Source organism: Mastigocoleus sp. MO_188.B34, from assembly GCF_030065675.1.
Lineage (GTDB): Bacteria > Cyanobacteriota > Cyanobacteriia > Cyanobacteriales > Nostocaceae > Mastigocoleus.
On sequence record NZ_JASJDK010000020.1, the window covers coordinates 31,608 to 44,468 of the forward strand.

A 12,861-nucleotide genomic window follows, 5' to 3' on the forward strand; every position below is an offset into this window, starting at 1 on the left:
AAAATTATTTGACTAGAATATAATTCATAAAATTGCTTATAGAGAAAGTTGACTCCAGTATTTGAGGAGGTTGTGCTCCTATTTAAAACAAGGATGTAATGAGATTATTTTGAGTAATTCTTACTAATACTTTGAAAACATTAAGGATTTAGGTAATGGAACAAGCTAAAAATTCCCAAAATACCTTAGAATTTTTGGTTTTTTCGGTTGAGGAACAAGCTCACGCACTCGACTTAAATAGCTCAAAAAATAGATATGAAAGACAAGCTGCAGCTTCTAATTTAGGTTATATAGTCGCTTGGATTATTGAGAATAAATATACAACAGCTTTCTTAGAGTTATTAAAAGCAGTTGAATCTTTAATTCATGCTATGCGTAATGATTACATGAAGCCAGTTCGCGATCGAGCCCGCGAAATAGGAGGAACTATATATTATTCTCTGATCGAATACCATTCAGAAGAGGGTTCGGATTTGAGATTAACAAATATTCTAAAAAAACTTCGACGCGCTCTAATACTAGCTGGAGCAGACCTAAGCGATGAAAAAAAGGAAGAATTAACAGAAAAAGATCCAGCAATATTAATACAAATCATAAATGATTTAGAAGATATTGATATACGAGAACCTGCAATTGAAAAGCTAGGAAATTTAAAAGCCCAAGAAGCGATCGGACTCCTTGTTGATTTACTCATAAACACTGCTGAAAATCCTGATATTAGAGCATCAGCAGCATTTGCTCTCTCAAAAATAGTAACGCCTAAATTAAAAGAATGTGAATTAAATAAATACGAGCAAATTATTGCTGCTTTAATACAGGCTTTAAAATATAATGAGCCAATTGAAAATGATAATTTTGTACGTTTGCAAGCAGCAATTGCTCTAGGTAAATTAATACCTCCAGAAGCTGTAGATGCTTTACAAAAAGCTATTAAACAAGATAAGTTTAGTAATGTACGTGAAGCTGCAAAAGATGCACTCAAAAATTATATTCGAACTTCTAAGACATCTATTAGAGACAAAATTAGAGTCTTTGGATATTTGCAGCTAGCTTACCCTGAGGATACCAAAAAACTGTCAAAAGAGAATTTTCCTGAATTCGACCTCATAAAAAAATTGAATCCGGTACAAAATACTAATTTTGACAGAATGAGTGTAAACGAACTTATTAAATCCTTAAAGTACGAAAGTAATACAGATAGATGTGTTGCGATCGCTCAAACTCTAGGAAGAATTGGGGATTCTCGTGCATTGAAACCACTAATTGAAAAACTGAAAGCATTAGAACATGATTGGATTGCACGCAAGTATGTAATTCAAGCCTTGGGCGAACTGAATATTTCTAGCGATCTATTAGATGACACACAATTAGTACAAGATATTCTTGTCGAATACTTGCGGAATGATATTATATCAGATGTTAGAGATGCTGTAGAAAAAACTCTATTTAAAATATATAAAAAAAATAACTATAAAGGTGCTGAAGAAGCTTTACATAAATATTCTAGCGATCGCTTTATATTGACAAATAAAATAATAAAACAGAGAGAATACTATTCGCCAAAAAGTTTTATGGCTGATATAGAAACCACTGGAAGCAAAAAAATAAATCTCATGGCTCCAAGAGAATATTCTAATGACTATCTCACTGAATTTACAAGAGAAATTAATCAATCAGAAACTAACGAAAAAGATACACAACCAAATAAACATGTAGTAAAACTAAATAAAACTTCAGTTATTAATGCAAATATATTATTAGCGTTAATAAGTTTTTTATTGTCTATTTTGAGTTTGTCACTGGGAATTTATTTCAGTGGGAATAAAAATTTTTTAGTATGGTTTTTCATTATATTTTCATTAGGAACTAATATTTTTTTAGGTTTATTGTTGGTTTTTTTATTAGGAATAATAATTGGCAATGACAAAATCCGCGAAGTTTTCAAACAACTATATCAATAGAGCCAAAAATAAGTCTGATAAATTCCAGAATTGATAATAGTATTTGGACTTGAACCTTATATTTGTTTCAGACAGATTTTTTCTCGAAAACTATAATACTACGAGCATCATTAATCGGTTTATGGATTAATTCCTGAAAATCAGGATATTCTTCAGCCTTATAAACATCCTTATTAATAATTAAATTACGTTTTACTACAATGTATCCTTCTTTTTGTTCATAGCTACTTATATAGGAACCAGTTGTATTTAAAAAATTCCTATTCTTTGGTTGGCGGATAATTTTATATCCGGCAGGAATATTAATTTTATATTCCCAATTATAACTTCTAGCACCTACAATAAATGGATACAAGCGCTTATCAAGTGTAAGGTATCTCCTTAACCATTGAGAGTTGATAGTATTAATCCCAACAGGTGTATTGAAATATATTTGGTCTTCCACATCGACAGCATGAGGACTGTTCCATTTGGCTTCTACTTTTACAGGTACATCTAAATTATTTAGCTCGTTAGTCTTTAAAGTTCCAGCGCCACCTTCAGGAGTACCAGCTAAGATTTTATTGGCAATTTGCTTTGGTGTATTAGATGTAAAGTATTGCCTGTAACCACTATTAAAATTACCAGAATATTTTAATTCACTTTCACCTTTGATTGTTCCGTTTTTTTTGATGTTAATTGAAGCTTTCATCTCATAGCGATTATTTTCAGCCAAAGATTTTGGTGTATATTTAGTTAAGCCTTTTTCTGTGAGTAAGATAACAAACTTATTACTTACAGAATCATCTAACTCCTCTAAAGCAGCATAATTATTAGTTGGATCAGAAAAAATCTGATAATCGGGTAAGTAAATTATGGCATGATTAAACTGTGAGGATGTAGGTAATAGCAACTTTTGGTACATATCTCCCGAACTGACCAAAGTAGGAATAGATTTAATACCTATTGCTTTAAGTAAAGTATGCATTAAAAGTACATAATCTTTGCAGTCTCCATAGCCATTGCGCAGAATTTGCGTGGAAGTATGAGGAATGTAACCTGCTGATTCGTTGAGATAAACAGCTAAGTATTCAATATTTTGTGCAATCCAGTTATAAATTGACCTTGCGGCTTCAATACCCTCTTTATCCTTTGTTATTGTCAAGGCTAGTTTTTTAATTTCTGGTGTGATGATGATTTTATCCCGCCATTTATCCCAAATCATCTGACCTATTTCTTCCCAGCTATCTAGATTGGAGAATACAAACATAGAATCAAAATCCCAGGTGTTAACCATACGATTTTCAAAGTCATAGCCAGGTCTATTGGTTATTACAGCTTTAATTCTGCGAAGATTTCCCTCGTCAGTGTCTGTTACAGTATAATCTCCTCTCTTTTTCCAATGAAGTTTAAGGGATGTGGGTAATTCTATCTCTATAGATTCCTTAACTACTGGTATGGAAAAGAATGGAGTCTCAACATCACTCAAACCAACAGTAAAAGGTTTTTTCTGGGTCAGCTTCCATTGTACGAAAGTTTTAGATCCAACTTTGAGTTGGGGAAATACTATCGTCATCCTTAAATCGTTGGTGAAACCCGGTACATATTCAGGACTAGAACGAGTGAAAATATTTTCTTTGGTAACCTTAATTTTTTTCCCATTTGGTTGAATGACATAAGCATCAATTAATTCTACAGATTGGGTATCGGGAGAATAATCAAGATAATCTCTTTTCCAGTCTTCAATTCCTTGTTTAGTGAGCAAGGTTGTTTGTTGAGTTTTTAAGCAAGTATATGTATAGTCGGAATTAATTAAATATTTATTTTCATAATTGTCTATCCTTACATTGTGGATAATATTTTTATCTTTACCTACTTGAGGAATAGACTGTATTTTATTTTGCTCATCCTTAATATTGGTTCCTATTTTTATAGGTGAGCTTATCTGGCTAGAACTTATAACCTGTGCAATATCAGCACCATAGCTAAGATTAGGTACTATGTTGAGTAATATTCCACAGCAAAAGGCGATAATAAATCTAAAAAGAAGTTTGTGATATTTCATTTTTCGGAATACAAGCAATAGCCGCCAAACACTTGTATTAGAATCTACAGGTGTTCATGTAGCAAGTAGTACTATTAGCTTATTATCGCTAAATTGCTTGTGATTTAAATCACACACTATTCTGGTGTTGGTTATATTACCACGACATTTTTATTTCTTCTCGTATTTATTTCTTCTCGTACAAAGAGAAATAAGAATAATTCATTTCGCCTTTAGGTACTCGTTGATTTGGTAAATATTATATTTTTTAAAATTATATTTTTTAGAATTCTCTTTTTTAAAGAAATTATCCACCAACAGAAGATATAAACAGTTGGGACAATGTCAAAATTATTCAAAATTTAGACAAGGACAAATTTCCCGTTTCCTAACTTATCTTAAAGGAGGGGAGAGAATATTCTCATTTAACTGTATTCGCAGATCGGGAAAAATTACCTAACTAAATGATTATCAGAGATGTATTTTCTGATTTGGTTAAGCGACTAGTCGTAGCAACACATTATCATCAATGTTTTCGTATTTTTCGATCAAATTCATCACGTACTGGAGTGTGTGAGGAATTATTTCCAAGGTACAACTATCGAGCATTGATAAGTGTAAGGAAATAATATCAATATCAGACGAAGATTCCCAAGCTTCAATCTCGATCGGTTTTTCACTGTGAACATTCACACAAATAGAGTAATTATCAAGATGAGGAAGACGAAAAACAACATAAAATTGGTAACCACCTTGAAGTTTTAATTGTTTGACGGTATGAAGTCCAATCTTCTCACCTATTTTAACGATTTGTTCTAAGGTTATAGTTTGGTTAATCATAATGTTTAGTCTATTTTAGTTTTACTAAACATAGATACAGCTTTGAGAAGACCAATTACACATTAAGTTGTACTAAAATATACTATTGTTACAAAATGGAAATTTTATCCAATATTTCCTAACTTTGGTTTTATCAGATTAGGAATAGCTATATAGCTATTAGTATTTCTCATTTTTCGTTGAATATTGACCAAAGCGATCGCTGCTTGCTTGTAATTAATCTAGACTCGGTTTAAAAGCTAACGACATCCTGAGTGGGATTTAACAGTGAATGCTAAATCCCGGGCTCATGGTTTGTACAGATATATGGGATTTCTTCCCTATTGTTAGTGTTTTAGTATCGGAAAGGTTCAATAGGAAGACTTTGTCTGGTAGGAATTTCAATTAAAAATTCTGTTCCCTGACCCACCTGAGAAAAGCACTTAATTTGACCTTGGTGTTTATCTGTAATAATTTGATGACAAATACCCAAACCTAATCCTGTTCTAGAAAAAACTTCTTTTGATTCGGAATCTTTCATTTGAAAACCCTTAGTTTTAGAAGTTAAGTCAAAAATTGTTTCCCTTACCAATTCCGTCATACCTGGACCGTTATCAGTAATTTTAATGCTGATTTTGTTACCAATAGATTTAGTGACAACCCAGATAAACAAGGGGATATAAGGACATTCTGATGACCTTCCTGAATGTTCTTTTTCAATTGTGGTAAACTTCTGTTCTAGGGCACTTATGTTATAAAGCAAGATATTTATTAATGCTTGATTTAACTGTCCTGGATAACATTCAGCTAACGGTATTCTGTCATATTTCTTTATCGCCTCAATTCCAGGATATTTACCCTTGGCTTTTAATCGGTGCTCTAAAATAAGTAAAATATTATCTAACTCTTCATTGATGTCCACTAGTTTCAATTCGCTTTCATCTGCGCGGGAAAATTTTTCCAACGATCCTAAGGTCTGACTCAGATGTTTAGCTCCAATTTTCATGGAGTTAAGAGTTTCATATAAATCCGTGTTTTGCAGATCCAGATTGAGTTTTTTGAGTCGCTCTTCAATAGCTGGTGAAGCGTCAGGGTAACTGTGATGGTAGAGGCTGGTAATTTCCAGTAAGTCTCCAGTACGTTTGCTAACTTCATTAATATTCTTTAGGATTGAGTTAACAGGATCGTTCATTTCACTAACAATACCTGTCAATAACTCTCCCAGATTTGCCATTTTCTCGCCCTGGATTAAGTATTCCTGAGTTTGTTTGATTTCCTCAAATGCTTCTGCTAGTTGTGTCGCTTGATCTTTTTTCTGCTGGAGCAATTCTGCTTGCTGAATTGCAACCCCCAACTGAGCCCCAAGTTGGTTGAGTAATTCGATTTCCTCACTTTTCCAATGACGGGGATAGGAGTTTTGATAAGCAATCAATAATCCCCATAATTCTTTACCTTGGGAAATAGAAGTAAAAACTTCATGACGCGGTAGTTTCCCATCCTTATTATTTGTATTTGTAAATGTTGGTAATATCGCTGGGTGTCCTTTTGACTGGGGTTGCAAACCATCTTTAAAGGAGTCTGCAACAAATTCACCTCTCCAGTCAGAATCAAAGCGATATATTGAAACTCGATCAACTTTTAGTAGTTCCCTTACTGCTTGGGTACTAGTTTCAAAAATAGTTTGGATATCAAGAGAGCGACGTATCTTATCTACAGTTATAGCTAATAATTTTTGCCGTTCCATTGTCTGTTTATGTTCGGCAACTTTTGCTCGCATATCGCTCTGAACTTGCTCCCAATAAGCATCCTGTTTCAATGCAATTCCTAATTGTTCGCCAATTTGATAGACAAACTCTATTTCTGAAGATTGCCAGTCTCGAGTCCGCTCGCATTGATGAATGCACAATAAACCCCATAATTCACCAGCTTTAATTAAAGGTGCAACAATATTTGCACGTACTTGGAATTTTTCTAGGATTTGGATATAGCATTGTTTGAAATCATGTTTGTAAATATCTGAAATCGCACTTATTCGACCTTGGCGATAAAGTGGTACGTAGTTTTGGGCAAAGCAATGATCATAGACTTTATCTTTAAGGGCTGACTTTAAGCCCAAAGTCACATCTTCGTAAATAATTTCTCCTTCCCATTTGTTACCCGGATCGAAATGGAATATAGCAACTCGGTCGGCTTTGAGTAACTGACGTACTTCCGTAACGGTGGTTTGGAAAATATCCTCTAAAGATACAGACTGTCTGATACGGGCAATTGTACTAGTCAATGCTTTTTGCTGCTCGATTTCGTAGCGGGCTTTAGCTAATAATTCGTAGTGACTTAATGCTACAGAAATCTGGGAAGCAATTTGAGCTAAAATTTCAACTTCATCAGCTTTCCAATTTCTAGCAGAAGAATTTTGATATACCCCAATTAACCCCCAAAGCTTATCCTCTTTTAAAATTGGAATGACTACAAAAGCTTTAGCCTGAAATTCTTCTAGTAGGGTTATATGACATTCACTGAGCCCAGCCTGATAAATGTCGTCCACTGCAAAACTCTCGTTATTGGCGTACCGTCCCCCTTGAGTATCTTGGAGATAAGTATCGTCAATTGTGGGAGAAACTCCTACTAAAGGCTTCCAAGCTTGCTCGAATGACTCTGCAACGAAATTACCACTCCAATCCGAATTAAATTGAAAAATAGCAACACGATCAACCTTTAAAAGTTGTCGAATCTCTTGAGTCCCAGTTGATAATATCGTATCGATATCAAGTGAATGACGGATTTTTTCAAAAATTTCAACAACCATTTTATGTTTCTGTTTCGCAGTGGCTAGTTTTTTAGCTAAATCAGCCTTTTCAATTCGATCCAGTTGTTGAATTGCAACTGTCAACAGCCTAGCAATGGTAATTACAAATTTGATTTCAGAAGATTTCCATTCACGGGCGCTACTACATTGATGAATACATAGTAGACCCCACAACTTCTTGTCTTTAATTAAAGGGATGACCAAGTTAGCTCTGACTTGGTATTTTCCCAGCATTTCTGCATGACAATCATTAAGTTGAGCAACACGAACATCTGTGACCGCTTGTATTCTACCCTGGGAGTAATCAGCAGAAAATTTTTCGGCAAAACAGCGATCGCGAATTGTTTCTCCTAGGATTGAATCCCAATCTGCACCAACATCTTCAAAGATAAATTTCCCTTCCCAATCATCCCCCGGTGAAAATCTTAATACCGCAACCCGATCAACATTCAGTAACTGTCGAACTTGAGCAACAATAGCTTCAAATGTTGCATTCAAATCTATGGGTTCGCGAATTTCTTCAATGATATTTGCCAATACTTTATGTTGTGCTGGCTGCTCTTGAAAACCCTTAATAAAAAAATCAAGTTGTTTCTTTAATTTTTGCGAACTTAACTGCATAGCCTTAACCATTTAGAGAACTTTCTTAAAACATTATTACAACCAAATTTTTTGATTTAAAACAGCATTAAATTAGCCAAAGAAATACGTGTCTTTGCAATCATATAAGCATTCAAATAAGCAAAAATATGGTTGTTTCAGAATTTAGACGGGTAACACAGAAAAACTTTTAGTAAATTAAATCATGAAAATAATCTCTTTTTTTGAAGAATAAAAAACTTTAGAGTTTATTATTTCAGATGGTTAGATCTTACATCCATGATTTTATTTAGTTTTAAATCACTTTCAAAATATACGCAGTATCCACCAAGCGGAGCATGAGGATATTACTATAATGGTTTAAATTTACCAGGATGACTCACTATCTTAACTTTTTTTAGTTCAGCTTCCAATGAAGCAGGAATCTTTTTCAAGATAGTATTATTTTTTGAAAATGCCATCTATCAATAGATTTACTATTGAGGGTGAATGATATTATTTTTGAATTTATTCCCTTAAAATGAGCTAAAAATAAATTAATAAAAAACAAACCAGATTACAATTATTACTAATAAGATATATGGTGTAATACCACATCTATCGTATGAAATATTTCTTATATACTTACATTCTTAAAAAATGTATTAAACTGAACAAAAAATAAAATAATCCAAGCTATCATTTATTTTATTTTTTTGCAAAATTATTATTAGCGATAAAAATTATCTGAGTATATCTAAGATACTTTATAGTAAAAATCTAGGTGTGAGTAAAGTTTTATTTTTCAACTTTAAAAAATACAAATAAATCCTTCTTTGAATTTGCTTCTGCAATTGATTTTCGGTTTTTATTTAAATGTTTAATTTTAAGTTTTGAACATTAATCAAAATCTGTAGGTAAATCTGGGTGACGGTAATGTTCAAACATTAGTTGAATCTGTGCTTTTGTTACTCTTCCAATTGATAGCAGAGGTATATTATCTTCAAAGAAAAAATCAACTTCCTCAGTTTCAATGGAAGCAGAGGGGGAACCACCAATTAATTCACAGAGAAAAAAGAGTTTGTAGCAGTGAAATGGAAATGGCGTATGCCCTTGTCTATCTCGGTCGTATACGGCAACTAACTTGAGGGCGCGTGTCTTATAACCCGATTCTTCTCGAATTTCTTTGACAACAGCTTCACTCGGCGACTCTCCCACATCAGCCCATCCACCGGGTAAAGTCCATAAACCATCCACTCGTTCTTTGACTAGTAAAATTTTATTGTCACGAAATACTGCACCACGGATATCGATTTTAGGAGTTGCATAACCCACTTCCCCTGTAAATAAATCGAGAATTTGTTTATGCTTTAACTCCGAATAGGTGGATACGATTTCAGCAGTAATATTTTGTAAAGAATGGTAACGTTCAATGTCAAACTGATTTTCTGAATAAGCCAGACCATTTTGGGTGATTGCTTGTAATTTTTGCGCCCATTCCAACCATTGTGGCTTTATGGTCTTTTGTTCCTCCATATAGTTGTCCCATAAATATTGAGTGCTCCAACGCATGCACAATACCACAAATTTAGAACTAATTTTTAGCGATCGTAACTAGTAAACAACAAAGAGTAAGATAAATTACTCTATTGTTGGTAATTACTAGTTACTAGTTACTTGTTACTTATTACTTATGGTTTATTGTTTATTACCATTTGCTTCTGATAAAAACTTAGAGTTTATGCATCATCTAAAGCAGCAATTCCGGGTAATGTTTTACCTTCAAGTAATTCCAAACTCGCACCACCACCAGTAGAAATATGACTCATTTGGTCAGCTAAACCAACTTTTTCTACAGCCGCGACGGAGTCACCACCACCAATGATTGTTGTAGCGCCGGTTTTACCGATATCAGCAAGGGTGCGAGCGATCGCTTCAGTTCCAACGGCAAATTTATCAAATTCAAATACGCCCATGGGACCATTCCAAATCACAGCTTTGCAATCAGCAAGGGCTGCTTGGAAGGTTTTAACTGAATCTGGACCAATATCTAAACCCATCCAGCCATCAGGAATACTATCAATGCTCACGGTTTGGGAGTTAGCATCAGGAGCAAAGTTATCTGCAACTACCACATCGGTGGGAAGTAACAATTGTACTCCTTTTTCTTTTGCTTTAGCTTCTAAAGATTTAGCTAATTCTAACTTGTCTTCTTCTACCAAAGATTTACCAACGCTCAAACCACGGGCTTTGTAGAAAGTGAAAATCATTCCACCGCCAATGATGAGTTTGTCACATTTTTCCAGTAAGGTTTCAATTACACCAATTTTGCTGGAAACTTTAGAACCACCAATAATCGCTGCTAAAGGACGCTGGGGATTTTCAATTGCACTTTGGAGATACTGTAATTCCTTCTCAATCAAATACCCAGCAACAGAAGGACTGAGATAGTGGGTTACACCTTCTGTAGAAGCATGGGCGCGGTGAGCAGTACCAAAAGCATCATTTACGTAAAAATCAGCATTTGCAGCCAATTGCTTGGCGAAATCAGGAACGTTTTTTTCTTCTCCGGCATGAAAACGGACATTTTCTAACAAAAGTACTTGTCCATTTTGTAACCCGGTAACTTTTGTTGTGACCTCTTCACCGACACAATCATCACATTTAATTACATCTTTCCCTAATAATTCAGAAAGACGCTTAGCAACTGGAGTCAAGCGCATTTTATCGTTTACCACACCCTTAGGACGTCCAAAATGGCTTGCCAAAATGACTTTGGCACCTTTTTCTGTTAAATCCTGGATCGTTGGTAGGGCTGCTCGAATCCGCGTATCATCGGTGATTTTTCCAGATTCGTCTAAAGGTACGTTAAAATCTACCCGTACCAAAGCACGTTTTCCAGATACTTCACTCGCTGATAAATTTGCTAAAGTTTTTTTGGACACAATCAAACCCTCCCGATCGCCTTTTTGTTATTGTTTTGAAAGTATAACCATCCAAATTTTACAGACTCAGGGGGGCAGAGGTGAATGCCATGTTCAAGACAGTTTTATTTCCAGTCGATCAAAGTCAAGAAGCACGCAATGCTGCGGAGGTAGCAATTGATGTTGTAAAACAGTACGAAAGCCGCTTAATACTACTATCTGTGGTGGAAGAAATTTCCTCTGATTCGTCTGAGGAGGAAAATCCAATGAAGTCACCAACAGCTGTTGCAAAACTTTTAGAAAATGTTGAAGAAATTTTTTCAAAGCAAGGGATCGAGGTCCAAGTTATTGAAAAACAAGGGAAACCAGCATTTACTATTTGCGACGTTGCTGATGAAGTTAATGCAAATCTAATTGTTATGGGGTGTCGCGGACTAGGACTTACTGAAGAAGGAGCAAATGACAGTGTTACTAACCGCGTCATTAATCTTTCTCCTTGTCCGGTTTTGATTGTCCCGTAATAAAAATTTAATTTATTGCTGAGCTTGAAATCGGTTTTGGCATAACAAGTTATATCTAATCTACCCAGCAAGTTACCTCTTATGTTAATCAGGAGTAAAAAATATGTGGATTTTATTGATAACTACATAGCCAAATGATATTTTGATTTTGTTATTTGTTTTTGTTTTTTGTTTTATTTTCTCTTTGAAGCTGAAGAAGATAACGAAAGTACAAAGCAAATAACTTTTGATATTTATTTGATCAAGACGTAGCAACGCTACGTCTTTACAGTATAAAAAATCGAACCAGAAACCTATGATGCTAGTTTATTGGTTACTACAACTGATGCAACTAGCTCCAGTATGTCAAAGGTTTACCTTGAGTGCGGTATCCAATAAACATGGACATAGAAACTCGAGGTCCACCTTGACAGGAACGAACAGCGTGGACTCTTCCAGAATCAAATAAAATTAATTCGCCTTTTTCTGGCTTAATTAGTAGAGTTGGTCTGGGAAGAATATTACGGTCAATAATACCTTCATACTTATAGTCTTGATCGCGAATTTCTTCTTGCTTGAAGGTAGATGGTTTTAATTCCCAAACTTCTAATTCACCACCCGATTCAGGAATTTGAAGATAGATATTTGCAGATAACTGAGCAGTCAAATTTTCGAAGGGACGAGTTGGAGGAATTCCTGAATCCGAGATATCTCGCGCAAAAATATCTTGGTGGGGTGGTAATTCAAAATTATCTTCAAATACGCGTCCGATTCCCGCTAACATCGTTTTGTCATGGATATTCTCAATGTGAGCACCTGCAACCCACATCTCTTCTAATTCAAGTTTGAGCTTATCGAGGGGTGATAGATTAGGAAAACAAGCTTGTCGCAGAGTTTGGATCGAAACTTGAGCATGTTTGTAATAGCGCTGGAGCATTTCCACGCAACAACTAGTTTCAAAGAAAGTAATTGCAGTTCTCTGTACTCCCACATCTGGTGCTCTGTCATAACGCTCTAGACTTTTTTGTTTAATCAGTTCTTGGCTAATTTCTTCTGCTTCTTTTTGGGGGTAGTAGTTAGGAATCCTAAGTGCAAGATATTTGCTTTCTAATAGATCGAGTAGATCTGTTAGTTGTAGGCTTTGTGATACTCTTACTAGTGCTTTTTGAGGCTCGTTACCTGAGTTTTGTTGGTTATTATTTGAGTTCATATAAGACTTTATTTGAAGGTGAATAAAGAAAAATTTTCA

Annotated in this window: 8 protein-coding genes; 2 read left to right on the forward strand and 6 right to left on the reverse strand. The window is 34.7% G+C overall.

The genetic code is table 11. The annotated features are described in order from the left end of the window. The first annotated feature begins 155 nt into the window (after positions 1–155). Positions 156–1,961 (forward strand): HEAT repeat domain-containing protein, encoded by a 1,806-nt coding sequence (locus tag QNJ50_RS07645; protein ID WP_300633750.1) that lies wholly within the window; start codon positions 156–158, stop codon positions 1,959–1,961. A gap of 67 nt (positions 1,962–2,028) precedes the next feature. Here the strand turns inward: QNJ50_RS07645 and QNJ50_RS07650 are convergent, their stop codons facing one another. From QNJ50_RS07650 to QNJ50_RS07670, 5 genes are all read right to left on the reverse strand, one after another. Then, on the reverse strand, positions 2,029–4,005 hold the full coding sequence (locus QNJ50_RS07650) for a DUF3857 domain-containing protein (protein ID WP_300633751.1): 1,977 nt from the start codon (positions 4,003–4,005) through the stop codon (positions 2,029–2,031). A 474-nt stretch (positions 4,006–4,479) separates the two neighbouring features. Beyond that, the gene (locus tag QNJ50_RS07655; protein WP_300633752.1) at positions 4,480–4,824 is read right to left on the reverse strand and encodes a hypothetical protein; all 345 of its coding nucleotides are present in this window, start codon (positions 4,822–4,824) and stop codon (positions 4,480–4,482) included. A 334-nt stretch (positions 4,825–5,158) separates the two neighbouring features. Continuing rightward, positions 5,159–8,242, reverse strand: coding sequence for a GAF domain-containing protein (locus QNJ50_RS07660; protein WP_300633753.1), 3,084 nt, complete (start codon positions 8,240–8,242; stop codon positions 5,159–5,161). Between the two features lie 846 nt (positions 8,243–9,088). Next, entirely contained in the window at positions 9,089–9,706 is a 618-nt protein-coding gene (locus QNJ50_RS07665) for an NUDIX hydrolase (protein ID WP_300633782.1), read from the reverse strand. 221 nt (positions 9,707–9,927) lie between these two features. Then, entirely contained in the window at positions 9,928–11,133 is a 1,206-nt protein-coding gene (locus QNJ50_RS07670; protein WP_300633754.1) for a phosphoglycerate kinase, read from the reverse strand. 89 nt (positions 11,134–11,222) lie between these two features. Here QNJ50_RS07670 and QNJ50_RS07675 point away from each other — a divergent pair, with 89 nt between their 5' ends. Beyond that, positions 11,223–11,633 carry a universal stress protein gene (locus tag QNJ50_RS07675; protein WP_300633755.1) on the forward strand — a complete coding sequence of 137 codons (411 nt, stop codon included), beginning with the start codon at positions 11,223–11,225 and terminating at the stop codon, positions 11,631–11,633. 331 nt (positions 11,634–11,964) lie between these two features. On the opposite strand, the gene QNJ50_RS07680 is transcribed toward QNJ50_RS07675, so the two are convergent. Then, entirely contained in the window at positions 11,965–12,822 is an 858-nt protein-coding gene (locus tag QNJ50_RS07680) for a 2OG-Fe(II) oxygenase (protein ID WP_300633756.1), read from the reverse strand. Positions 12,823–12,861 lie beyond the last annotated feature (39 nt).